Annotated in this window: 23 protein-coding genes; 9 read left to right on the forward strand and 14 right to left on the reverse strand. The window is 65.9% G+C overall.

What is annotated here, in order from left to right; translation table 11 throughout:
- The first annotated feature begins 108 nt into the window (after positions 1–108).
- Positions 109–870, forward strand: a complete 762-nt coding sequence (locus tag AC3WLX_RS28925; protein ID WP_492338550.1) for a 4'-phosphopantetheinyl transferase family protein — start codon at positions 109–111, stop codon at positions 868–870.
- 51 nt (positions 871–921) lie between these two features.
- Here the strand turns inward: AC3WLX_RS28925 and AC3WLX_RS28930 are convergent, their stop codons facing one another.
- The 3 genes from AC3WLX_RS28930 to AC3WLX_RS28940 form a co-directional block, all read right to left on the reverse strand.
- The gene (locus AC3WLX_RS28930) at positions 922–1,947 is read right to left on the reverse strand and encodes a histone deacetylase family protein (protein WP_291623906.1); all 1,026 of its coding nucleotides are present in this window, start codon (positions 1,945–1,947) and stop codon (positions 922–924) included.
- Positions 1,948–2,062: 115 nt separating this feature from the next.
- Positions 2,063–3,004, reverse strand: a complete 942-nt coding sequence (locus AC3WLX_RS28935; protein WP_492338551.1) for an SMP-30/gluconolactonase/LRE family protein — start codon at positions 3,002–3,004, stop codon at positions 2,063–2,065.
- Positions 2,961–5,048 (reverse strand): PQQ-dependent sugar dehydrogenase, encoded by a 2,088-nt coding sequence (locus AC3WLX_RS28940; protein ID WP_492338552.1) that lies wholly within the window; start codon positions 5,046–5,048, stop codon positions 2,961–2,963. Before AC3WLX_RS28940 ends, AC3WLX_RS28935 begins: the two co-directional genes overlap by 44 nt.
- A 189-nt stretch (positions 5,049–5,237) precedes the next feature.
- On the opposite strand from AC3WLX_RS28940, the gene AC3WLX_RS28945 reads away from it, so the two are divergent.
- Positions 5,238–5,471: a DUF6894 family protein gene (locus tag AC3WLX_RS28945; protein WP_291623707.1), complete on the forward strand. Its 234-nt coding sequence runs from the start codon at positions 5,238–5,240 to the stop codon at positions 5,469–5,471.
- Between the two features lie 9 nt (positions 5,472–5,480).
- Positions 5,481–5,657, forward strand: a complete 177-nt coding sequence (locus AC3WLX_RS28950; protein WP_291623705.1) for a hypothetical protein — start codon at positions 5,481–5,483, stop codon at positions 5,655–5,657.
- 177 nt (positions 5,658–5,834) lie between these two features.
- Here the strand turns inward: AC3WLX_RS28950 and AC3WLX_RS28955 are convergent, their stop codons facing one another.
- Positions 5,835–6,608 carry an enoyl-CoA hydratase-related protein gene (locus AC3WLX_RS28955; protein ID WP_492338553.1) on the reverse strand — a complete coding sequence of 258 codons (774 nt, stop codon included), beginning with the start codon at positions 6,606–6,608 and terminating at the stop codon, positions 5,835–5,837.
- A 123-nt stretch (positions 6,609–6,731) separates the two neighbouring features.
- Between AC3WLX_RS28955 and AC3WLX_RS28960 the strand changes: the two genes are divergently transcribed.
- Positions 6,732–8,321, forward strand: a complete 1,590-nt coding sequence (locus tag AC3WLX_RS28960) for a gamma-glutamyltransferase family protein (RefSeq protein WP_492338554.1) — start codon at positions 6,732–6,734, stop codon at positions 8,319–8,321.
- Between the two features lie 158 nt (positions 8,322–8,479).
- Here AC3WLX_RS28960 and AC3WLX_RS28965 read toward each other — a convergent pair whose 3' ends face one another.
- From AC3WLX_RS28965 to AC3WLX_RS28980, 4 genes are read right to left on the reverse strand one after another with little or no spacing between them, the layout of a single operon-like run.
- A complete protein-coding gene (locus AC3WLX_RS28965; RefSeq protein ID WP_492338555.1) occupies positions 8,480–9,763 on the reverse strand; it encodes an NAD(P)/FAD-dependent oxidoreductase in 1,284 nt (427 codons plus the stop codon).
- A 12-nt stretch (positions 9,764–9,775) separates the two neighbouring features.
- Complete coding sequence (locus AC3WLX_RS28970; protein WP_492338556.1) at positions 9,776–10,507, reverse strand: amino acid ABC transporter ATP-binding protein; 732 nt, start codon at positions 10,505–10,507, stop codon at positions 9,776–9,778.
- Positions 10,504–11,157 (reverse strand): amino acid ABC transporter permease, encoded by a 654-nt coding sequence (locus AC3WLX_RS28975; protein WP_492338557.1) that lies wholly within the window; start codon positions 11,155–11,157, stop codon positions 10,504–10,506. The genes AC3WLX_RS28970 and AC3WLX_RS28975 overlap by 4 nt, the downstream gene beginning before the upstream one ends.
- A 24-nt stretch (positions 11,158–11,181) precedes the next feature.
- A complete protein-coding gene (locus tag AC3WLX_RS28980) occupies positions 11,182–11,940 on the reverse strand; it encodes an ABC transporter substrate-binding protein (RefSeq protein ID WP_492338558.1) in 759 nt (252 codons plus the stop codon).
- A gap of 178 nt (positions 11,941–12,118) precedes the next feature.
- Between AC3WLX_RS28980 and AC3WLX_RS28985 the strand changes: the two genes are divergently transcribed.
- Positions 12,119–12,763 (forward strand): helix-turn-helix domain-containing protein, encoded by a 645-nt coding sequence (locus AC3WLX_RS28985; protein WP_492338559.1) that lies wholly within the window; start codon positions 12,119–12,121, stop codon positions 12,761–12,763.
- 117 nt (positions 12,764–12,880) lie between these two features.
- Here the strand turns inward: AC3WLX_RS28985 and AC3WLX_RS28990 are convergent, their stop codons facing one another.
- Positions 12,881–14,146, reverse strand: a complete 1,266-nt coding sequence (locus tag AC3WLX_RS28990) for a D-amino acid dehydrogenase (RefSeq protein ID WP_492338560.1) — start codon at positions 14,144–14,146, stop codon at positions 12,881–12,883.
- A 65-nt stretch (positions 14,147–14,211) separates the two neighbouring features.
- Complete coding sequence (gene aptA / locus AC3WLX_RS28995; RefSeq protein ID WP_492338561.1) at positions 14,212–15,540, reverse strand: omega-aminotransferase AptA; 1,329 nt, start codon at positions 15,538–15,540, stop codon at positions 14,212–14,214.
- A gap of 148 nt (positions 15,541–15,688) precedes the next feature.
- Here aptA and AC3WLX_RS29000 point away from each other — a divergent pair, with 148 nt between their 5' ends.
- The 3 genes from AC3WLX_RS29000 to AC3WLX_RS29010 all read left to right on the forward strand — a co-directional run bounded on the left by AC3WLX_RS29000 (position 15,689) and on the right by AC3WLX_RS29010 (position 18,141).
- On the forward strand, positions 15,689–16,237 hold the full coding sequence (locus AC3WLX_RS29000; RefSeq protein WP_008561958.1) for a cupin domain-containing protein: 549 nt from the start codon (positions 15,689–15,691) through the stop codon (positions 16,235–16,237).
- 186 nt (positions 16,238–16,423) lie between these two features.
- Positions 16,424–16,576, forward strand: a complete 153-nt coding sequence (locus tag AC3WLX_RS29005) for a hypothetical protein (RefSeq protein WP_291623680.1) — start codon at positions 16,424–16,426, stop codon at positions 16,574–16,576.
- 89 nt (positions 16,577–16,665) lie between these two features.
- Positions 16,666–18,141, forward strand: coding sequence for a lysozyme inhibitor LprI family protein (locus AC3WLX_RS29010; RefSeq protein ID WP_492338562.1), 1,476 nt, complete (start codon positions 16,666–16,668; stop codon positions 18,139–18,141).
- Between the two features lie 38 nt (positions 18,142–18,179).
- On the opposite strand, the gene AC3WLX_RS29015 is transcribed toward AC3WLX_RS29010, so the two are convergent.
- Genes AC3WLX_RS29015 through AC3WLX_RS29025 form a run of 3 tightly spaced genes read right to left on the reverse strand, consistent with a single transcriptional unit; the run spans position 18,180 to position 21,983 of the window.
- A complete protein-coding gene (locus tag AC3WLX_RS29015) occupies positions 18,180–20,441 on the reverse strand; it encodes a xanthine dehydrogenase family protein molybdopterin-binding subunit (protein WP_492338563.1) in 2,262 nt (753 codons plus the stop codon).
- Complete coding sequence (locus AC3WLX_RS29020) at positions 20,434–21,489, reverse strand: FAD binding domain-containing protein (RefSeq protein ID WP_492338564.1); 1,056 nt, start codon at positions 21,487–21,489, stop codon at positions 20,434–20,436. The genes AC3WLX_RS29015 and AC3WLX_RS29020 overlap by 8 nt, the downstream gene beginning before the upstream one ends.
- Positions 21,486–21,983, reverse strand: a complete 498-nt coding sequence (locus AC3WLX_RS29025; protein WP_492338565.1) for a (2Fe-2S)-binding protein — start codon at positions 21,981–21,983, stop codon at positions 21,486–21,488. Before AC3WLX_RS29025 ends, AC3WLX_RS29020 begins: the two co-directional genes overlap by 4 nt.
- Before the next feature lie 253 nt (positions 21,984–22,236).
- Between AC3WLX_RS29025 and AC3WLX_RS29030 the strand changes: the two genes are divergently transcribed.
- On the forward strand, positions 22,237–22,887 hold the full coding sequence (locus tag AC3WLX_RS29030; RefSeq protein WP_492338566.1) for a TetR/AcrR family transcriptional regulator: 651 nt from the start codon (positions 22,237–22,239) through the stop codon (positions 22,885–22,887).
- Positions 22,888–22,976: 89 nt separating this feature from the next.
- Here AC3WLX_RS29030 and sigJ read toward each other — a convergent pair whose 3' ends face one another.
- Positions 22,977–23,885 carry an RNA polymerase sigma factor SigJ gene (gene sigJ, locus AC3WLX_RS29035; protein ID WP_492338567.1) on the reverse strand — a complete coding sequence of 303 codons (909 nt, stop codon included), beginning with the start codon at positions 23,883–23,885 and terminating at the stop codon, positions 22,977–22,979.
- Positions 23,886–23,889: the final 4 nt, after the last annotated feature.

Below are 23,889 nucleotides of genomic sequence, written 5' to 3' on the forward strand. Positions count from 1 at the left end.
CCTGTAAACCGGCCTGCAAATCGACAAGAAGTCGCCTGGATGGACCGCTAGGAACGGTCCTTCCGGCTGATTCTTGCTCAGCTATTTCTTCCGTCGGGACCGGGGATTTTGCCGCGCCTGACGCCATGGGCCCAATTGATGGCAGACGACAGAATCGAACTCTTTGTCGGGCTGATCGAGACCATTGACGCGCCGGGCGCGGTCGAGGCCTGCCGACGCCTGCTCTCGGTCGACGAACGGGCCCGGGCCGATCGCTTCGTGTTCGAGCGGCATCGGCGGCAATATATCTTCGCGCACGCCATGTTGCGCCTGGCGCTGTCGCAGGTCGCTTCCAGCGTCGCGCCCACGGACTGGTCGTTCGGCGCGGGCCGCTACGGCCGCCCTTTCGTCGCAGCGCCAGCCACCTCGGCCGCATTGCACTTCAGCCTGTCGCATGCCGACGGCTGCGTCGCATGCGTGGTGTCGCGGCACGAGGCCGTCGGAGTGGACGTCGAAACCGTGTCGCGGCGCGTCGCGCCGCTGTCCACCGCGCTTCGCTTCTTCGCGCCGGAGGAGGTCGAAGCGCTGCGCGAACTGCCGGAGCCCGCGGCGATCGAGCGCTTTTTCGACTATTGGACGCTCAAGGAGGCCTATCTGAAGGCCAGGGGCTTTGGCCTGAATCTGCCGCTCGACGCCTTCGCGATGCAGGTGTCACGCGAGGCCATCGAGATCAGCTTCAAGCCCGACATCGCCGACGATCCGGACGGTTGGCGCTTCTCGCTCAGCTCGCCGTCGCCCTCGCACCGCCTCGCGATCGCCGATGGCTCCCGCACGCACGGCGGCCTTCCAATCAGCCGTCATGCCTGGCCGCTCCGGGAAGCGGCGGAATGACGCGGCTTCGGCCGCACCTCTTTCGCGCTTGCCGGGAGAGGCGAAGAGACCTCACCGCGCTTCTTCGAAGCCGGCCAGCACCGACGTCAGGTTCGCGCCGAGAATATCCGAGAGATAGCCGCCCTCCTGCACGAACACGGTCGGCAGCCCCATCTTCGCGATGGCCTGACCGATGCGGCGGAAGCCGGGGGTGGTGACCGCAAGTCCCTTCAGCGGATCGTGCTCGGAGGCATCGAGGCCGAGTGCAATCACGAGCGCGCCGGGTGCAAAGGATTCGATCGCCTTGCGCGCAAGGTCCAGCGCCTGCATGTAGCCGTCATCGCCGGTGCCGATGGCCAGCGGAATGTTGAGATTGGTGCCGAGGCCGGGTCCTTCGCCGCGCTCATGCGCGTAGCCCCAGACGTAGGGATAATACGCCACCGGATCCGCATGGATCGAGATCGTGTAGACGTCGGGCCGGGCGTAGAAGATGCCCTGCGTGCCGTTGCCATGATGGACGTCGACGTCGAGGATGACGACGCGCTCGTGCTGCTGCCGCAGATGCGCCGCCGCGATCGCGCTGTTGTTGAGGAAGCAGAAGCCGCCGGCCATGTCGCGATAGGCGTGATGGCCGGGCGGACGGCAGAGTGCGTAGACCGCGTCCTCGCCATCCATCACCATCTGCGCGGCGGTGACCGCGACGTCCGTGGCAGCGCAGGCGGCCGCCCACGTGCCCGGGCCGATTGGCGCGGCGGTATCGGCGGTGTGCCAGCCCAGCTTGCCGACGATGTGGGTCGGATAGGTCGCGGCATGTCGCACCGGGTGGATATTGCCGATCATCTCCGGGCCGGAATCGCCGAGCGCGGTCCAGGCGTCCCAGGCTTCGCTCAGGAACGACAGATATTCCGGACTGTGAATGCGCGCGCGAGGCCCCTGCCCGAATTTGGTCGGCTCGACCAGCTGGTGCTTGCCCTCCTTCAGCCCCTTGAGCAGGCGATCGGCGCGTTCCGGCTGCTCAGTGGTACGCTTGACGACACCACGCACCAGGAAGAATTGCGGATCGTGGCTGCGGTGCAGTTCGGTATGGACGGCTTTCACTCAAACACTCCGTGGTCGCAGGTTCTCTCGACATGCCACGAAAGTCTTGATCCCCGCGGCGGCCAGATGCAAGCAAGAAGAATGCCGTACCTGCCGCGCCAGACTCAAGCCGGCTCTAGCAACGTCCGCGCTGGAGGCAATGCTCGCGGCCCGGCTGGTCGGTGCGGAAGGCCTCGATGAAGCCGCCCTGGCGCTGGGTGACGAAGACGGTCTTGCCGTCGCTGCCGCCGAAGGCGAGGTTGGTCGGCTCCTTGGCCTTCAGCGCGATCTCCCGCTCGACGGCGCCATTGGGCTTCATCAGCGCGATCGTGCCCTTGAGAATGCGCGCGACATAGAGACGGCCGGTCACGTCGGTGCGCAGGCCGTCGACCGTGTCGGGCTGAAACGCCTTGACCAGCTTGGCGCCCGTCAGCTCGTTGCCGTTGATCGCATAGGACCAGATCTGGCCGCTGCTGGATTCCCCGACATAGAGTGTCTTGCCATCGGGGCTGAGATCGATGCCGTTGGTGGTGCCCATCGCACGCGGCGCCGACATCACTTGTCCCTGCACCGTGCCGTCCGCACCCTTCGCAATCCGCCAGATGTGGCCTTCCCTGCCCTTCCAGTTCGGATCGCTCGCATAGATGGTGCCGTCGCGCGCAATGGTGATGTCGTTGGGCTGGTTCATCTCGTCGGAGCGGAACCAGACGGCGGGCAAGGTCGCCCCCTTCGGAATCGCGAAGATGTTGTGTTTCTTGTAGTCGGCGATGAACATCGTACCGCTGCGGTCGAACCTGATGGCGTTGCCGATGCTGCCTTCGGGGAGCGTCGTGAACAGCTCCGACGCAATGCCGCCAGCGGGCAGCCTGCCGATCGTGCCGGGCTTGGCGAGATTGACGACGAAGAGATTGCCGTCGAGGTCGGCGGCAGGCCCCTCGATGCCGAAGGTGTATTCGCCCGCGGGCGATACCTGCGCGCTTTCGAACAGCTTCGTCTCCGCCTGCGCGGACGCCGCCGCGACGACGAGAACGATGCTACTGCACAGGCACCAGAAATTCCTGCCGGATGTAGTAGCCATCGCCGTCGGTGCACTCGCCGTTCAGATAGTGATCGGCCGGCCGGAAGAATCGGCTGAAGCCGGGTTTGTCTACAGCGCTCCTTTGTGTCACGACGACGACCTTGGCGGCCGGTATTTCGCCGCATTCCTTGTTGGTCCTGGCAAAGAACTTGCGCTGCGGCGGGCCGGGCTTGATCCGCATCCGCGTGCCCGGAACCATTCTTGCGACCAGCAGGTCTGCATTATCCAGCAGCCGCGTGTAACCCGGCTCGGTCTTCGGCAGGCCCTCGCCACCTGGCGGCATCAGCTTCTCCGCGCCCAAGCCGCGCAGGCGCGTGCGCAGCTTGCCGGCCTCGGGATCGCCGGGATAGATCCAGCCGTCCTGCGACAGCATGAAACGGAGCACGGCCCCGTCCTTCTCCGCCTCCGACTGGCCCGGCTTCAAGCCGAAATCGGAATGGCAACCGACGCAGTGCTTCTCGACCAGGCCCTTGCGCAAGCCGGTGAGCCGGGCGCTGTTCTGCGTGTCCCTGGCGACGAAGGCCGCGAGCTGGTCGATCATCGCCTGGCTGCGCGCATCGCACGGCAGCGGCGCCGGCGCTTCGCCAACGGCGCGATCGATGCGGATCACGGTCTTGTTCTTGTCCTCGACCAGCCAGATCGCGCCGTCCTCCGCAACCGCCATGCCGACCGGCGCACCCTGCGGCCGCGCGCCGTTGACGCGGTGCCAGCCGGCAATCAGCTCCTCGAACGGGGCGGCAGCGACCTCGCCGGCATCGGTCTGGAAGCTGCGCGTCGGATCGGCCGCGCAACTGACGTGATAGCTCACCGGGGCGGGGGTAGGCTTGGGGAAGCCGCGGTCGTCGACGTCATAGACGAGCAGCCGGCTTCCGGTCGGCCGATAGCCGTGCAGGCCGATCAGCAGCTTGCCCTCGAGCTCCGGAAATCTGGCGCCGCGATAATACAGCATCGCTAGCGGCGCACCGTGCGGCGGCAACAGCGAGAGCGGCGCCTTGTAGAGCGGATTGGTTGTGCAGAGCGACTTGTAGACCCCGGATTGCAGCACGCGCTTGAACTCGGGACTCGGGCTCGACAGGTCGTAGCAATAGGGCCAGCCATAATGCCTGCCCTGCTCGATCGCGTTGATCTCCTCGTTCGGCTCGAAGATGTCGGGCAGATCGCGGCCGTTCTCAGCCTGCAGGAAAGCGTAACCAGCATCCGGAAACATCGGGTGCAGCACCAGGGCCATCGAGTTGCGCAGGCCGCGCGCATAGACGGTGTGCGGCGGGTCGGGGTCGCCCGGCTTCAAGGCCGGAAACACACCGCCCGCCGGCGGCGTAAACAGCCAGATCGAGGCCAGCGCCGAGGCGCCCTCGGCCGCCGCACAGGGTCTTGTGATCGGCGCGGGCGTGACGCAGTCGTCGCTGTGCGAGCCGAGATTGACGAACAGCCGGCCGTCGCGATCGAACACGAACTGCTTGAGAGGATGCGCGCTCTCGTCGAGCCTCGTACCATCCGGCAGCGTGATCCGCCGCCCGGGCATGTGACGGATGATGGTCTCGACCGTGCTGCGTGGATTGTCCGCGAGCGGATCGAACCGGAAGATCGTCTCCGCAGTCGAGGCATAGAGCTTCCTGTCCGGGCCGATGACGAGGCCGAACGGATATTCGAGGCCCGTCAGCAGCTCCTTGAAGCGTTGCCCCGGCGCAGCGCGCGGATCGAGCAGCAATAGCCGGCCATCGGTGCGGCCCCAACCGCCCATGTCGGCGACCACGAACAGGTCGCGGCCGGGCACCTGGACGATCGAGCGCGGAAATCTGAGTCGATCCTCTTCGCTGGCGACGAGGCCGGCGCAAAATCCCGCCTTCATGTCGATCTGGATCCTGGGAAAGGCGAGATCGCCGCTGCCGCACATGTCCGGACCGATCGCATAGCCGCTCTTCCTGATCGGCTCGGAGCGGGCCGGAGCGAAACCCGGCAGTGCGGCAGCCAAAAAAGCTGCAAGGACGACCGCCGCCCGCAAGCGCAGGCTTCTCCGTTCGCGCTCGAATGTGAACTCTCTCACGCCACCCTCGACCTTGTTCCAAGACGCCGCGGCGTCGGCCAGCCATCACCCGCCTGTGATTAAACCGGTGACGGGCTTGGCGGCGACCAATCTCCGTAAATTCCCTGACCGGGTTCAACCCGAATGTTTCGCGAATGCCTCGGGTGGTATCGGTTTGCCGCTCCCAATCGCTCCCAATAGGAGACGCATATGGTCCAGGTCTTTTTTCATTGTTCCAACACCGAGGGCACGCTGATCGACCGCGCCGGCGCGGCTGTGTCCAACCTGACCGAGGCCCGCGACCGTGCCGCCCAGATCATGCAGTCGATGATCCTGACGCCGAGCAATGAAGACTGGCGCGATTGGGTGATCCATGTCAGCGGCGACGACGGCGAGGAGATTTTCGATCTTCCCTTCACCGCGATGCTCGGCAAGCCGCATTGAGGTGATGTCATGCTGCTCGCTTCCTTGAGCCTGCTGCGCCAGCCGCTGAGCATCGTTGCCGCCAAATGGCAGACGCTGATCCGCGTCGCAGGCAATCCCTATCGCCCCGAGCTGCACTACATGCGCGGCCCCGGCCCGAAATGGCGCGCCAAGTATCAGGCCAGCCGGCTGGACCGCATGCGCTGAGCGCAGCGGCTTAGAAACCGCACTAATCGTCGTCATGGCCGGGCTTGTCCCGCCTGCGCGGCCGAAGCCGCTTCGGCGCGGCGAAGGCCCGGCCACCCACGTTTTGGGGCGCGGATACGAAGACGTGGATGCCCGGGTCAAGCCCGGGCATGACGAGGGGAGAAAGTGCGCCCCACCTCACTTCCCCGTAAACTTCGCCTTACGCTTCTCGATGAACGCATTGCGGCCTTCGATGGCGTCCGCGCTCTTGCGGATCGTGGCTTGAAGCTCGATCTCGCGGCGGAACTGGGCTTCATAGGTGGAGTGCTCACTCTCCTCGACGAGCGCGCGCGTTGCGACCAAAGCGCGCGTCGGCCCTTCCGCCAGGCGGCGCGCCAGACCAAGGGCCTCATCCATCAGCTTGGCATCGTCGACGACCTGCCGCACCAGCCCGATCTCCTGGGCCCGTTCCGCGGTCAGCGGCTCGTTGAGCAGCATCAGCTCGAGCGCGCGCTGCCGGCCGACCAGCCGCGGTAAGAGCCAGGTCGAGCCGAGATCGGGGACCAGCGCGATGCGGCTGAACACCTGGATGAAACTCGCCGACCGCGCCGCGACGATGATGTCGCCGGCCATGGCGAGGCTGAAGCCACCGCCGGCCGCAACCCCGTTCACGGCCACCACCACGGGCACGCGACATTCGCGCAATGCCTTGAAAGCCGGCCAGTAGAACCGCATCACGCCGCCGGCGATGTCCTCGCCGAGCGCTTCGGATGCCTTCAAATTCTGTCCTGAGCAAAATCCCCGGCCGGCGCCCGTGAGGATCAGCGCGCGGACGGCTTCGTCCCCCGTCATCTCGCCGACGGCGCTGGCGAGCGCGCCGAGCAGGTCCGGCGTCATCGCGTTCAGGCTTGCCGGCTCGTCGAGCGTCAGAATTCCGACCGCGCCATCCCGCGCCTGTTTCACACCAGCCATGCCGCGCCTCCCTTTCCATGTTCTCGTTGGCGGCAATGTGCCATTGTCCGCGGGCTTCGCCAATCGCGGAGCTTCCAACCTCAGTGCATCGACGCAACTGAATCCAGAGATCAAGACGACATCATGCCTCATCAGTTCAGCCTCAATCAAACCGTCCGCAAGCCCGCCGTTACGTCCAAGGGCGGCATCGTCGCCTCGCAATCGCGGCGCGCGGCTGAAATCGGGGCGCAGGTGCTGGCGGCGGGCGGCGACTGCGTCGATGCGATCGTGGCAACCACCATGGCGCTGAACGTGCTGGAGCCCTGGAACAGCGGTCTCGGCGGCGGCGGTGCGATGGTGCTCTACCGCGCCAAGGAAAATCGCTACGAGGTGATCGACTACGGCATGTCCGCGCCGCAGAGCCTTCGCGCTGCCGACTATCCGCTGAGTGGCGAGGGCGCCGTCTCGGACCTGTTTCCTTGGCCCCGCGTGAAGGACGATCGCAACATCCATGGTCCCGGTGCGATTGCCGTCCCCGGCGTCGTCGCCGGAATGGAAGAGGCGCATCGCCGCTACGCCAGGATGCCGTGGAAGGATCTGGTCACGCCGGCGGCCAGGCTCGCCGGCGAAGGCCTCCTGGTCGATTGGTGGACCACGGCGACGATTGCGGGGTCGGCCGCCGATCTCAGGCGCTATCCGGCCAGCGCAGCGGCGTACCTGAAGGACGGCCTGCCGCCGAGCGCGCCATGGGGCATCAAGGCCGAGACGCGGCTCCCGCAGGACATGATGAAGGCGACGCTGTCGCATCTCGCCGAAGCCGGACCGCGCGATTTCTACCAGGGCGATCTCGCCAGGAGCATCGCTTCCGACATCAAGGCTGACGGCGGCTCGCTGTCGGTCGAGGACCTCGCCGCCTTCCGCGCGCTTTTGCGCGAGCCGCTGGCTATTCCGTACCGCGACGGCAAGGTGTATGCGACGCCGGAGCTCACGGCCGGCCCCACCATGGCGCACGCGCTGCGCCTGTTGCAGCAGAGCCTGAGGCCCGCTGGCGCGCCGGATGCCGGCGCCTATGTCGAATACGCGCTCGCCTTGCAAGCGGCCTTCCGCGAGCGGCTCAAGGACATGGGCGATGCCGACGGCAAGCGCTCGCTCGGCGCCGAATATCTGGCTCCGGCCTGCACCACGCATTTCTCGGTGGTCGACCGCCACGGCAACATCGCGGCGGTGACGCAGACTCTGCTCTCGTCGTTCGGCTCACGCTATGTGACCCCGCACACCGGCATCACCATGAACAACGGCATCATGTGGTTCGATCCGACGCCGGGCACGACCAACTCGCTCTCGCCCGGCAAGCGCTGCCTGTGCAATTACACGCCCGTCATCGCCGAGACCGTGGACGGCAAGCGCCTCGCCATCGGCGCCTCCGGCGGCCGCCGCATCCTGCCGTCGGTGATGCAGCTCGTCTCTTTTGCAATGGATTACGGCATGGACCTCGACGCCGCCATCCATCAACCGCGCATCGACGCCAGCGAGGGCGCGGTGGTGATCGGCGATGCCCGCCTGCCGGCGGACGTCCGTGAAGCGCTGGCCGCGCGCTTCGACTATGAAGAGAGCCGGGTGCAGACGCTGCCGCAGAAATTCGCCTGCCCGAGCGTGGTGATGCGCGAGGGCGAAACGAATTCGGGCGCGGTCGAGATCTTCCAGCCCTGGGCCGATGCGGTGGCGGAATCCTGAGGAAGCTCGATCGCGCCACGGGCTCCTTAACCTCTCCCGCTTGCAGGAGAGGTCGGCGCGGAGCGCCGGGTGAGGGCTTGCGCCTCTCGGGGGTTCTCGCCTGTTGATGAACCCTCTCCCCAACCCTCTCCCGCAAGCGGGAGAGGGAGCACACTGCACTAAATCCCCAACCGGTCCCGCACGCGGCCTGCGATCACGGCGGCCGTCACACCGACCGGCCAGAACGCGTGCATCGGCATCGGCTTGATGCCCGTGATCGGCATGTCGATCTCGGCCTTGGCGCCGCCGATCAGACGGCGCGCGAGTTGGGCGCCCATCGCAGTCGCGAGCGCAACGCCGCGGCCGTTGCAGCCAAGCGAGATCAGGATGTTTTCCGCGGGTTCGTGCACATGCGGATAGTGGTCCGCGGTGATGGCGAGCCGGCTGTTCCAGCCGTGGGTCCAGGCGACACCCTTGAGCTGTGGCCATAGCCGCTCCGCGTAGCGCATGAGATAGGCGACATCATTAGGCGATTTGATCCAGCGCATCGGGCCGCGGCCGCCCATCAACAGACGGTTGTGCTGGTCGATGCGGTAGTAGACGGTGATGTGGCCGCTCTCATAGAGCACGGGGCGCGTCGGCATGATCGAACGGGCGACTGCGTCGGAAAGTGGCGCGGTGGCCGCGATCGAGGAAAACACCGGCACGATGGTGCGGCGGAGCGCCGGCCAGAGATCGTCGGTAAAGCCGTTGGTGGCGAGCAGAACCTTGTCGGCATTCACCACCGCGCGCGGCGTCTCGATACGCCAGCGCGTTCCCTCGCGGCGGAGCGACAGCGCCGGCGTCTCGCCATGCACCTTGGCGCCCGCCGAGATCGCGGCGCGCGCGAGGCCGCGGGCGTAGCTCAGGGGATGCAGATCACCGCCGCGGGTATCCAGCATGGCGCCGATGTAGCGGTCGGTGCCGGTCATCTCGCGGAGCTGCTCGCGGTTCAGATATTTGATCGGCATTCCGCGGCGAATGCATTGCTGCGCGGTCTTTTCGATCGCCGCCGCGCTGGGCTCATGATAGGCCGCGCGCAGCGTACCGTTCTGCCGCGCCTCGCACGGGATCTGGTAGCGGCGGATCAAATCGTGCGTGAAGTTCGTGGTGCCGTAGGCGAACTCGATCATGCGGCGGCCGAGCTCTGCGCCGAAGTCGGTTTCGATCTGATCGGGGTCGTGCTTCAGGCCCGGGTTGGTGTGGCCGCCATTGTTGCCCGACGCACCCCAGCCCGGCTCCTGCGCCTCCAGCACCAGCGCCTCGACGCCCTCCTCGGCCAGATGCAACGCGGTGGACAGGCCCGTATAGCCGCCGCCGACGATCGCGACCGCGACATTCCTGTCGACGTCGAGCGGGGGCGTCGCAACCGGCGCGACGGCGGTGGCGGCATAGAGCGAGGGCGGCAAAGGCAGGCGAGTCATGGCGAAGTCCGGTTAGAGCGGATGCAGCACGCGGCGCAGGAAGTCCTGCGTCCGCGCGTGCTGCGGTTGATTGAGCACCGATTTCGCCGGCCCCTGCTCGACGATGACGCCGCCGTCGATGAACAGCACGCGATCGGCGACGTCGCGGGCAAAGCCCATCTCGTGGGTGACGACGACCATGGTCATGCCGTCGTCGGCCAGCTTGCGCATCACGCCGAGCACGTCGCCGACCAATTCGGGGTCGAGCGCCGAGGTCGGCTCGTCGAACAGGATCGCCTTCGGCTGCATCGCCAGCGCCCGCGCGATCGCGACGCGCTGCTGCTGGCCGCCGGAGAGCTGCGGCGGATGCGCGTCGGCCTTTTCCGCGAGCCCGACCTGGGCGAGCAGCGCGCGGCCGCGCTCCAGCGCCTGCGCACGCGGCTCCCTCTTCACGTAAAGCGGCCCTTCGACCACGTTCTCCAGCGCGGTGCGATGCGGAAACAGATTGAAGCGCTGAAACACCATCGAGACCTGGGTGCGGATGTCCACGATCGAGGGCGCATCGCGGTTGACCTTCAGGCCCTCGACGCTGATCTCGCCGCGGTCGTAACTTTCCAGCCCATTGATGCAGCGCAGGATGGTCGACTTGCCGGAACCGGAGGGGCCGATGATGCAGACCACCTCGCCCTTCTGCACCGTGGCATCAATGCCCTTGAGCACCTCGACCTCGCCAAAGCTCTTGTGGACGTTGCTCAGCTCGATCATCGCTTGCCGGCCCGCTTCTCGAAGTGACGAACCAGCAGGATCAGCGGGATGCTCATGGTGAGATACATCAGCGCCACCAGCGTGAACACGCTGGTGTTCTTGAAGGTCGACGACGCGATCAGCTTGCCTTGCAGCGCGAGCTCGGCGACCGTGATGGTCGAAGCCTGTGAAGAGTCCTTGAGCATCATGATCATGACGTTGCCGTAAGGCGGCAGCACGATCCGCACCGCCTGCGGCAGCACCACGCGCCGCATGGTGAGCCACCAGCCCATCCCGATCGACTGCGCCGCCTCGATCTGGCCCTTGTCGATGGCCTCGATGCCGGCACGGAAGTTCTCGGCCTGGTAGGCGGAATAGGCGATGCCGAGCCCGAGGATCGCGGCCTGCAAGGCCGACAGCGTGACGCCGAGATCGGGCATCACGAAGTAGAGGTAGAACAACAGCACGATGATCGGGATGCCGCGGATCACGTTGATCAGGCTGGCGCTGAGCATCGACAGCGCCTTGATGCCGGAGACCCGCATCATGGCCCAGATCAGGCCGAGCACCGTCGACAGCAGCAGCGAGCCGATCGTGACGATGATCGTCAGCGCGACGCCGTTCATCAGGATCGGGAAGAACTCGACGGCGTCGTGCCAGAAGCCTTTCATCGGGCAGCTTTCGATGAGACGTGATCAGCCTTGCGCCTTCAGGCCCCATTTATCGAGGATCTTGTCGATGGTGCCGTTGGCCTTGAGCTTGGTGAGCGAGGCGTTGATCTTGCCGAGCAACGCGGCCTCGCCCTTGCGCACCCCGATGCCGACCGAGCCGACCGTGACCGGCTTGTAGCCGTCGACCAGGCGCACCTCGGGGAAGCCGCCTTGCTTCAAATTGTAGGCGAGGATCGGATAGTCGGCATAGCCGGCCTTGAGGCGGCCGGTGTTCACATCGCGCAGGATGTCCGGAATGGTGTCGTAGGCCTTCACCTCGGCGAACAGGCCGGACTTCTTCAGCGCGTCGACAAAGGCGGTGCCGACCTGGGCGCCGACCGTCGCGCCTTTCAGATCGTCCTGCGTGGCATAGGCCTTGGTGTCGGTCTTCGGCACCACGAGGCCCTCACCATAGCTGTAGATCGGGTCGGAGAAGTCGACGACCTCCTTGCGCGGCGGCGTGATGAACATCGCGGCGGCGATGATGTCGATCTTGCTCGAGGTCAGCGACGGGATCAGCGCCGAGAACTGCATCGGCTCGATCTGGACGTTGAAGCCGGCGTCCTTGCCGACTTCGGTGATGAGATCGACCATGATGCCCTGGATGGTGTTGGTCTTGGTGTCGAGGAAGGTGAAAGGAATGCCGGTCGGGGTCGAGCCGACCTTCAGCACCTGTTGCGCGCCAGCCGGCACCGCTGCAGCCATCGCGAGCGCCGCGATCGCGGCCTGAACAAAACGCTTCATCGCATCCCCCTTTGGGTCTGGCCGGTACGGCAGTCGCGCATGTCGCGATCAGACGTTGCGGGCCGCGCCGTTTCGGCCTATTTTCACCAATATGAAAATTTGGTCACACTTTCGCGGACGATGCAAGCGGTTTTCATGCACATGAAGGAAGCGGTTTGACGTGAGCGGTGGCAAAAGAATGCGCAAACCGGCCGCTGTGAAGCCGGCCAAGCGGGTGAAAGCCAAGGCCGTCGCCAAGCCGTCCGAGCCGGCGATGGACGTCGCCGTCGGCCGCCGCATCCGGGATCTCCGGAGGATCAGGCAATTCTCACTGGAGACGGTCGCTGCGCAAACCGAGCTTTCGATCGGTTTTCTCAGCCAGATCGAGCGCGGGCTGTCGTCGCCGTCGCTGCGCGTGCTGGCAACGCTCGCCGACGTGCTCGGCGTCGGCATCGCCGCACTGTTCGGAGCGAGCCCGAGCGCCGACGGCGCATCCGACCAGGTGGTGACGCGCGGCCTGCAACGGCCGGAGCTCAAGCTCTGGCGCACCGGCGTGTCAAAACAGTTGCTGAGCCCGGCCAGCGCCGACAACAAGCTCAATTTGTTCCTGGTGCATCTGGAGCCCGGCGGCTCCACCGGCGACGAACTCTACACCCATGACGGCGAGGAAGCCGGCCTCGTGCTCGAAGGCGAGATGATGCTGACGGTCGACAGCCAAACGTGGTCGCTGAAAACCGGCGACAGCTTTAGATTTGCGAGCCGCAGGCCGCATCGGTTCTCGAACCCGGCGCAGGATGCGAAGTCCGTCGTGCTATGGGTGAATTGCGTGACGGGAGCGGGGTAGCAATTGCCGTCATTCCGGGGCGATGCGCAGCATCGAACTATGGTGCGCAATTGCGCACCTGAGAACCTCGAGATTCCGGGTTCGCCTCTTCGAGGCGCCCCGGAATGACAGCGTCAATCACCCGAACCGATGATTATACCTGTCCACCGTCAGCGCGCTGACGTCGATCTCCGGCTTCTTGCCCGAGAGCATGTCGGCGAGCACGCGGCCCGAGCCGCAGGACATGGTCCAGCCCAGCGTGCCGTGGCCGGTGTTGAGGTGGAGATTGGCGTATTGGGTAGGGCCGATCACGGGGGGACCGTCCGGCGTCATCGGACGCAGGCCGCTCCAGAACGTCGCCTTGGCGAGATCGCCGCCGCGCGGGAACAGGTCGGTCAGTGAATGATCGAGCGTGGCACGGCGCGCGTCGTAGAGCTTGTCCGAGAAGCCCGAGATTTCGGCGGTGCCGCCGACGCGGATGCGATCGCCGAGGCGGGTGATCGCCACCTTGTAGCTCTCGTCCATCACGGTGGATTCCGGCGCGCCGGAGGCGTCCTTGATCGGCACCGTGATCGAATAGCCCTTCACCGGATAGACCGGCAGCGAAATGCCGAGCGGCGCCACCAGCCGCGATGACCAGCTGCCGAGCGCAAGCACGTAGGCATCCGCCTGCAACAGGCCGGCGCTGGTCTGAACGCCGCTGACACGTGCGCCCTCGGTGACAATACGGTCGATCGAGGTGTTGAACAGGAAGCGCACGCCGAGCGCCTCTGCATGCTTGGCCAGCGCCTGCGTGAACATGTGGCAGTCGCCGGTCTCGTCCTGCGGCAGGCGAAGCCCGCCGACGAACTTCTCCTTCACGCCTGATAGCGCCGGCTCGACCGCAATGCAGCCCTCGCGGCTCAGCACCTCGAAGGGCACGCCGTATTGCTTGAGCACGGCGATGTCTTCGGCGGTGCCGTCGAGCTGGGCCTGGTAGCGAAACAGCTGCAGCGTGCCTTGCGAGCGCTCGTCGTACTGGATGCCGATGTCGCGGCGCAGATCGCGCAAGCGATCGCGGCTGTATTCCGCGATCGGAATCATCCGGCTCTTGTTGACCGCGTATCGCTCACTGGTGCAGTTGCGCAGCATCTTGAGCAGCCAGACCCACATCACCGGATCGAGCTTCGGCCGGATCACCAACGGGCCGTGCTTCATCAGAAGCCACTTGATCGCCTTCACCGGCACGCCGGGACCGGCCCAGGGCGAGGAATAGCCGGGCGACACCTCGCCGGCATTGGCGAAAGAGGTCTCCAGTGCCGGCTCGGGCTGACGATCGACGACCGTCACTTCGTGGCCGGCACGCGCAAGATAGTAGGCAGAGGTGACACCGATGACACCGCTGCCGAGGATCAGAACTTTCACGCTTCGTCAAACTCCCGCGGCGCTCGCCGCTGCAAGGACACAACCCGCAACGGCGAGAGCAATTATCAGGCCACCCGCTTGATGGCATCGCCCAGGATCGAGACGATATCGTCGATGTGGCTCTTCTCGACGATGAGCGGGGGCGACAGCGCAAAGCTATCGCCGCTCATGCGGAAGTACAGTCCGCGATTGAAGCAGTCGACCATGACGTCATAACCACGCGCGCCGACCGCGCCATCGCGCGGCGACAGCTCGACCGCGCCCATCAGGCCGCAATTGCGGATGTCGATGACGTTGGGCAGGCCCTTCAGCGAGTGCAGCGCATCGCGCCAATAGTCGGCAATCGAGGCACCGCGCGTGAGCAGGCCTTCGTCCTTGTAGATGTCGAGCGTGGCGATGCCCGCGGCGCAGGCGGTCGGATGCGCCGAGTAGGTGTAGCCGTGGAACAGCTCCATGACGTTTTCCGGGCCGATCATCATGGCGTCGTGCACCTTGCGATGCGCGAACACCGCGCCGCAGGGGATGGTACCGTTGGTGATGCCCTTGGCGGTGGTCATCAGATCAGGCGTGACGCCGAAGAAATTGGCGGCGAACGGCGTGCCGAGGCGGCCGAAGCCGGTGATGACCTCGTCGAAGATCAGGAGGATGCCGTGCTTGTCGCAGATCTCGCGCAGGCGTTGCAGATAGCCCTTCGGCGGCGGCAGCACCGCGGTGGAGCCCGGCACCGGCTCGACGATGACGGCGGCGATGGTCTCGGCGCCGTGCAGGGCCACAAGACGCTCGAGATCGTCGGCGAGCTCGGCGCCGTGCTCGGGCTGGTCCTTGGCGAAGGCGTTGCGGGTGAGATCGTGGGTGTGGCGGATGTGGTCGACGCCCGGCAGCAGCGTGGCGAAGGCGCGGCGGTTGGCGACCATGCCGCCGACCGAGGTGCCGCCGAAGCCAACGCCGTGATAGCCGCGCTCGCGGCCGATCAGGCGGGTACGGCTCGCCTGGCCGTTGGCGCGGTGATAGGCGAGAGCGATCTTCAACGCGGTGTCGACCGACTCGGAGCCGGAATTGGTGAAGAAGATGCGATCGAGGCCCTTTGGCGCGATCTCGGCGAGACGCTCGGCGAAGTCGAACGCCAGCGGATGGCCCATCTGGAAGGACGGCGCGAAATCCAGCGTCAACAGCTGGCGCTCGACCGCAGCAGCGATCTGCTTGCGGCCGTGGCCGGCGTTGACGCACCAGAGCCCGGCGGAGCCGTCGATCACCTTGCGGCCATCGACCGTCGTGTAGTGCATGCCCTCGGCCGAGGAGAACAGGCGCGGCGCCTTCTTGAACTGCCGGTTGGCCGTGAACGGCATCCAGAACGAGTCGGTCTTGATAGTGTTCGGAATCTGATGAAGGGTCACGGCCGCGCTCCTTTGCTGAGGCCATAGCAGAGCCACGGTTTGGAATGAGCAACAAGTCCTTTTCTGTTGCGCCGCAACCCATTGATTTCAATGGGGCCGCCGGTCCATATTTGCGCGATCCGCAACACCTGCAACACAGGATTTGGGCATGAGCGTCGACATCGGTGGACGGCTGCGATTCATCCGGGCGCGCCACAAGCTGTCGCAGCGCGAACTGGCCAAGCGCGCCGGCGTCACCAATTCGACGATCTCGCTGATCGAATCCAACCAGATGAACCCGTCGGTCGGGGCGCTCAAGCGCATCCTCGACGGCATCCCGATGGGACTCGCGGAGTTCTTCGCGCTGGAGCCGGAAAGCCGACGCAAGATCTTCTACCGCGCCGAAGAGCTCACCGAAGTCGGCAAGAAGCCGATTTCGTATCGGCAGATCGGCGACAATCTGTTCGGCCGCAGCCTGCAGATCCTGAAGGAGCGCTACGAGCCCGGCAGCGACACCGGACGCGTGCACCTCGTTCATGACGGCGAGGAAGGCGGCATCGTGATCTCGGGCAAGCTCGAGGTCACTGTCGAGGACGAGCGCCGCATCCTCAACCCCGGCGATGCCTATTATTTCGAGAGCCGCCGGCCGCATCGCTTCCGCTGCGTCGGCGGCAAGCCCTGCGAAGTGATCTCGGCCTGCACGCCGCCGACGTTCTGAAGCGAGATCGGCGCATCCGGACTCCTACGGAGGCACCGGTTTCGTAAGGAGCTTGAGCCATCTCAATTTCTCCGGGCCGCGCCGCTATATATTGCCAGCCATAGCCGAACAGCCTGGCGCAAACGGCGCTGAGGTTATCGCCCGGAGTCCAGGCACTCCGGGGCCGCGTCGTAACAGGGCTCGCAGATGAAGATCACGCTCGCCAATGCAGAAGCCGCGCTCAACGAAGTCCAGCGCGACGCCGACAAGCTCCTTTCGCACGAGCTTCGCAAAATCATCTCCGAATACATCGAGCTGCAACGAGAGCAGCTCAAGGCGCTCCGCAAGATGCTGAACTGAGCCATTACGGCCGCCCTCCATAACCGCTGAACCCCGATCAATCCGTCGGCGACAAAGGCAGGCACCATCGCGTTAACCAGGGGCCGCCCATGTTCGTTCGCCTCCGTATCGGGATCGTCATCGGAAGCCTTCTGCTCGCCACGACGTCCTCCCGCGCATTGGATGGCTACCTCCGTGCGGCCAGCAGTGCGCCGACGGCCATCACGCTGTGCGGCGACGACGGCAACCAGATCAAGACCGCGGTCTGCAAGGAGAAGGGCTACGATCTTCTGGTCGCGGCGATCGACAGGGCCTTCGGCGGGGCGCTTGCCCGAACGCCCGCCAATGTCCGCCCTCTGCTGAAGCGCGACGAGGCCTGGTTTAACGAAATGATCCTGCAGGCTGCCGGCACGGTGGAGGAAATCGACGACGACGAATTGCGCGAGAGCTTCCTGACAACGCTGCGCCTGCGCGCAGTATCGTTGGAAGGCATCGCAGCAGGGTTTGGTCGCAGCGGGTTGGCCGGCAAATGGAGCAATGCGTTCGGCAGCGTCATCCTCACGCCCGACGGCGACGACGCCTGGCACCTCGCCATCGACATGCGGGTCGACTACGGCAGCAACCGGCGCCGTCAATGCCAGCTGAGCACGACGGTGACGCGTTCGAACGGCTGGCTGAACGGGCAGATCGCCTCGACCATGACCAGGCCAGCCAAGCCGCCGGAGGTCAAGCTCCGACGCCAGGGCGAGACGCTTCGTGTCGTCATAACCGAGCGCGACGAGATGACAGGAGATCGCGAGGATTGCGATTATCTCTGGCAGATCACCGGCACCTACTTCGCGAACGGGAATGCCGAGACCACCGACAGGGCCGACACCTCCTTCGTCGCACCGACCTTCGACTGCACGCGTCCGGAAACCGCGACGGACGAGGAAATCTGCGCCGATCCCGACCTTGCCCAGAATGACCAGCGACTGAACCGCGCCTGGAAGACGCTGCTGCCGCGGCTCGACGATGCCACGCGGCGCGCTCTGACGGAGGACCAGCGCAACTGGGTTCATGCCCAGGCCGTGGAATTCCCGGAATTCCTACATCCCGCCTGGGACAAGCGCGACTCGGAGATGCACGCCACGGCCGATGCGCGTGCCCATGTCGACGGCCTCCAGCGCGAGCGCATAGCCCTGCTCGAAGGCTTCGACGACGAACGCACCGGCCTTGCCGGCGTCTGGCTTGCCTACAACGCCATCATCAAGATCACCGTCGACAAGGACGGACGCCTCAAGGCAAAAGGCTGGAAGTGGGATCAGGGCGATTGGAAAGCCGGCTGCGACTACGACATGAGCGGAAAGGCCGTCAGTGGCGTCTTTCACTCCGACGAGCAGCGAAAGAACCCGGACACGCTGGAGCGCGATCACGCCATGCTGATCGTCAACCGGCTCGACGACGTTTTCTCCAAGAGTCGCTCCGGCAAGGACAGCGCTGACGAAGCAAAGTGCCGACGACGGCTCGACAGTTCCTCGACGGCACGGCTGTTTCCGGCCCGAGACTCGCCCGACATCAGCAATTTCTCCGGCTCGATCCGCTGATCGGCACCGGGCACCCCGCCCGGCGCCGATCAAGCTTTTCAGAGCTGCGTCACCAGATCCTCGATCCTGATCGGAAAGCGGCGGACGCGCACGCCGGTCGCATGCCAGACCGCGTTCGCAACCGCACCGGCGCTGCCGGTGATGCCGATCTCGCCGACGCCCTTGATGCCGAGCGCATTCACATGCGGGTCGTGCTCCTCGACCGTGATCACGTCGAGGGGCGGCACATCGGCATTCACGGGGACATGATACTCGCCGAGATTGGCATTCATGATCCGGCCGGTGCGCCGGTCGGTGATGGCCTCCTCGTGCAGCGCGAACGACATACCCCAGATCATGCCGCCGAACAGCTGGCTCTGCACCATGCGCGGGTTGACGATGCGCCCTGCCGCAAAGGCGCCGACCATGCGGGTGACGCGGACCTGGCCGAGATCGGGATCGACCTTGACCTCGGCGAACACCGCACCATGCGCATGCATCGCGTATTGCTCCATCGCGGCCGGATTCGGCGCGCCGGTGCCGCGCGCCTCGATCTCGGCAACGCCGGCGCGCGCGAGAATGTCGGCATAGCTCTCGCCACGGCTCTCGTCGTCACGGCGGATCAGCCTGCCATCGCGCGCAATCACGCCGGCATTGCCGGCACCGAACAGCGGCGAACGCTCGTCATTGGTGGCGAGATCAGCGAGCTTTGCGATCACGGCCGCACCGGCGCTATGGATCGCAGCACCTGCGGTTGCCGTGTGCGCCGAGCCGCCGGCGATGCCGGCATCAGGCAGGTCGGACGTGCCGGACTTGAAGTCGACGCGGTCGATATCGAGCCCGAGCTCGTCGGCCGCGATCTGGGCGAGCGCCGTCCAGGCGCCCTGCCCCATGTCGTGCGCGCCGATCTCCATGGCGCCCGAGCCGTCGCGCCGGAGCACCGCGCGGGCTTCGGCCTGGAACATCAGCGCCGGGAAGGTCGCGGTGCCCATGCCCCAGCCGACCAGAAGGCCGCCATCGTCACGCATCTGCCGCGGCTGGAGCGAGCGCTTCGACCAGCCGAAGCGCGCGGCGCCCTGTTCGTAGCAGGCACGCAGCGCCTTGGACGAGAACGGCTTGCCGGTGATCGGCTCGACCTCGGCATAGTTCTTTAGCCGGAAGGCCAGCGGATCCATGCCGCAGGCAAAGGCCATCTCGTCGATCGCGCTTTCGAGCGCGATCGAGCCCGTCGCTTCGCCCGGGGCGCGCATGAACAGCGGCGTGCCGGTGTTGACGCGCACGGCATCGTGCGAGGTGCGGATTGCGGGAGCCGCGTAGAGCGTGTGCGAGGCATCGGCTGCGGGCTCGTAGAAATCGTCGAACGTGCTCGACACGGTCCGCGCGTGATGATCGAGCGCGGTCAGGCGTCCTTCACCGTCGGCGCCGATGCGCAGGCGCTGACGCGTCGGCGCGCGGTGGCCGACCGGGCCATACATCTGCTCGCGGCGCAGCACCAGCTTGACCGGCTTGCCGACCAGCTTCGCCGCCATGATGCCGAGAACCGGCGGGCCGCCCATGAGCCCCTTCGAGCCGAAGCCGCCGCCGAGGAAGGGACTGCGGATGTGGATCTTGTCGTGCGCGATACCGAACAGTTCGGCAATGCGCGCCAGCGACAGCATCAGACCCTGGGTCGGCATGTCCACGGACAGCCTGTCGCCATCCCATTGAACCACGATCCCATGCGGCTCCATCGCGTTGTGATATTGCGGCGGCGTCTCGTAAGTCGCATCGATCTGCTTCGCGGCGGAGGCGAGCCCCGCCTCGATATCGCCATGGTGATGCTCCGCGGGATTACCGACACCGACGACCGGCGGCACGAAACTCTCGCCGGCGTCGAGACCAACCAGCGGAGGCAGCGTCTCGTAGCGCGGCGCGAGCAGCCTCGCGCCTTCCGTCGCGGCCTCCAGCGTCTCGGCAATCACGACTGCGATCGGCTGGTTGGCGTAGCGCACCTCGTTGCTGTGCAACGCGTCCATCCGGAACACGAACGGGTTGGTCTTGATCTCCGGATCGATCGCGAGCTGCGGCTTGTGGTCCGGCGTCATCACATCCACGACGCCGGGGTGGCCCTTGGCCGCAGCGACATCGAGCGAAACGACGCGACCACGCGCAATGCTGGACGCGGCGATCACCGCAAACAGCATGCCGGGCGGATGGTTGTCCGCGGCATAGGTTGCTCGCCCCGTGACCTTGAGGAGGCCGTCACGGCGTGTCAGCGGCTGGCCGATGTTCGAGCCGTGCCTGAGATGGGCGGGCGCGCTGGTCAAATTGAGCTCAGGCATGGATGACTCCGGAGGTCGAGGCAAAGGGAGAAGCCGGCAGCGCCGGGATACGCGCAGGCGTGCCGGCAGCGGCGAGCAACAGCGCGCGCACGACGATGCGGCGCGCAAGCTCGATCTTGAAGGCGTTGTCGCCGGACGGCTTGGCGTCGGCAAGCGCGCGCCAGGCCGCCTCCTGGAACGCGTCGACCGTGGGCGCGACGTTCCTGAGCACGTCCTCCGCGGCACGGGCTCGCCAGGGCTTTGCGGCGACGCCCCCGAGCGCAAGTCGCGCCTCCGCGATCCTGCCGCTCTCGATCCGCAGCGCAGCCGTGGCCGAGACCACGGCGAAAGCATAAGACGTTCTCTCGCGCACCTTCAGATAGCGCGCATGCGATGCAAACGCGCGCGCCGCCGGCGGCAGACGCACCGCGACGATGAGATCGCCGGGCTCGAGCATGGTCTCGCGCTCGGGCGCGTCGCCTGGCAGGCGATGCAGCTCGTCGAGCGCGATCTCGCGCCGGCCGCTCCTGCCCTCGACCTCCACGACCGCATCGAGCGCGACCAGCGGCACGCAGAAGTCGGACGGGTGCGTAGCGATGCAGCTCTCGCTCCAGCCGAGCACGGCATGGCCGCGGTTCTCACCCTCGCGCGCATCGCAGCCGGATCCCGGCTCGCGCTTGTTGCAGCGGCTGGCGGTGTCGTAGAAATACGCGCAGCGCGTTCGTTGCAGGAGATTGCCGCCGACGGTCGCGGCATTGCGCAATTGCGCCGACGCTCCGGACAGCAGCGCTTCGGCCACCGCGGGATATGATCTCGCGAATTCAACGTCATGCGCGAGATCTGCGTTGCTCACCAGCGCGCCGATACGCAAAGAGCCGTCGGCGAGAGTCTCGATGCGATCGAGCCCGTCGAGATGCGTGACGTCGACCAGACGATCCGGGCGGCTGACATCGCCCTTCATCAGGTCGAGCAGATTGGTGCCGGCGGCGAGATAGACCGCACCCGGCTGAGCAGCGGCGGCAACGGCCTCAGCGACCGTCGCAGGCCTGACGTAATCGAAGGATTTCATGCCGAGCGCCTCTGGTTGGATTCGTCCATATGTCCTTGCGCATCGAGCACGGCATCGACGATGCCGGCATAGGCGCCGCAACGGCAGAGATTGCCGCTCATGCATTCGCGGATGCGCTCGGGATCGTTGCCGGCCTGTGCCTCCTTGATCATGCCGATCGCGCTCATGATCTGGCCCGGCGTGCAGAAGCCGCATTGAAAGCCGTCATGGGCGATGAAGGCGGCCTGCACGGGATGGAGCTGATCGCCGCGCGCAACGCCCTCGATGGTGAGGATGTCGGCGCCGTCGTGGCTGATGGCGAGGGCGAGGCAGGAATTGATGCGCTTGCCGTCGACGAGGATGGTGCAGGCGCCGCACTGGCCGCGGTCGCATCCCTTCTTGGTTCCGGTGAGATGGAGGCGCTCACGCAGGAGATCGAGCAGCGTGACGCGCGGATCGTCGAGGACGAAGTCGCGCCGCGCACCGTTCACGGTGAGGCTGATGGAGTGGTTCATACAAGGCTCCGATCAGATTTGGACATGAGTCATCGTGCAGCGCGCCACCGCCGTGGCCGCCGTCCGATACTGCGCCGCCCGAACAGGGTGCGGCCGACGCTTGTAGGAAGATACGGAGGCATCCTCCGTTTAACAAGGGCGGTGCGGAAAAATCTGGAATTCGTCGAAAGCGCCTGCGTCCCCAACGCGATGCAGCCCTGCGCGGGTCCGGCGAGGGTTCAATCTAACCAATTCGTGATCTAGATTGCGCGTCATGGACGACCACACCGACCAGACCCGAAAGCCCCGCGCCGACGCCGTGCGCAATCGCGAGCGCGTGCTCGAAGCCGCCAAGCTGGTGTTCAATGCGGGCGGTTCGGAGGCGAGCCTGGAAGCCGTGGCCAAGCGCGCCGGGGTCGGCATCGGCACGCTGTACCGGCATTTTCCGACGCGCGAGGCCTTGTTCGAGGCGGTGTACCGCCGCGAAGTCGAGCAGCTCAGCGAGCTGGCCGAGCAGTTGAAGAATGCGAAGGATCCGGTCGAGGCGCTGCGGCGCTGGCTGCGCTCAGCGGTGGAGTTTGTTGCCACCAAGAAGGGGATGTCGGCAGCGCTGGCGCTGACTTATCAAAGCTCGTCGGAGCTCGCGGCGTTCTCGATGGAGCGGCTGACCAAGGCGATCGGCTCGTTGCTCGACCGCGCGGTCGCCGCCGGCCAGATGCGCGGCGATATCAGCCCAGAGGACCTGCTGCGGGCGCTCATCGGAATGTGCTACATGCACGACCAGCCCGGCTGGCAATCCTCGGTGCTGCGGATGCTCGACGTGTTTGTCGATGGATTGCGGGTGCAGCCGCCCGCCAAGGCCAAGGCGCGTTCGTCCAGAACAGCGAAGCCGACGACGAAGCCGGCGACGAAGCGCAAGCGGTAGGCAGCGCGCACTCGTGGAGCGAATGCCAACTCGGCAGGGCGGAGTGGAATTCTGCCTATCGCACGGGGCTTATTGCCTCGTCAGGCTCATCAGGCTGGTGGTATCTGCGAGATACGTTTTTGAAAGTCGGTTTCCGCCGCCAAGTGAGACAGCTTGTCCGGATTCTTGACGATGTAGATCGCGGCGATCCCGTCCTCGCGGATGTCGAGCGCGGTTGTCTGAAGCATGCCGCCTCCATCGAGGCTGACGTAGCCTGGCAGTCCGTCAATGGTGGCGACACGTAACAGCGTTGGCGGCACGGCATGCTTGCGCCGCTGCCTGGCAAAAAGTCGCAAGGCCCGTTCGATGCCCCGAATAACATTGCGGAAGGCAAGGACCTTGCCGCCACCATCGGTATGGATCTCGACATTGCTTGCCAGCAGCGCGGAAAGCGCCGCGACGTCCCCGTCGCGTGCCGCGGCGAAGAAGGCTCGGCTGATCCGGTCTGCATCCGCGGGTTCGACGTCAAAGCGAGGACGTGCGGACTGCACGTGCTTGCGGGCGCGCGCCGCGAGCTGACGAACCGCGGCCGGCTCGCGGCCGAGGGTGGTGGCCACTTCGGTCAGCGGCACGTCGAACACGTCGTGGAGGAGGAAAGCGGCCCGCTCCAGAGGCGACAAACGCTCGAGCGCCAGCATCAACGTGACCGTGACGTCGTCGGCGACCGTCTCGTCCAACTCCACGGAACCCACAAGTGGATCTGGCAGCCAAGGTCCGACATAGGTTTCCCTGCGCGCGCGCGCGGAGCGGCGTCGGTCGATGCACAGGCGTGTGACGATGCGGGTTAGATAGGCGGGAGGCGAATCGACGACACTCTCCGCCCCGACCCACCGCAACCATGTGTCCTGAACGACGTCCTCCGCCTCGGTGAGCGAGCCCATCATCCGATAGGCCAGGCGTGTCAGGCGCCTGCGCTCCGCCTCGAACGCGGTGGTCCGCCAGTCGTTCATCGCCGCCATCTGC

The sequence above is a fragment of the Bradyrhizobium sp. FW305-F6 genome, assembly GCF_058782905.1.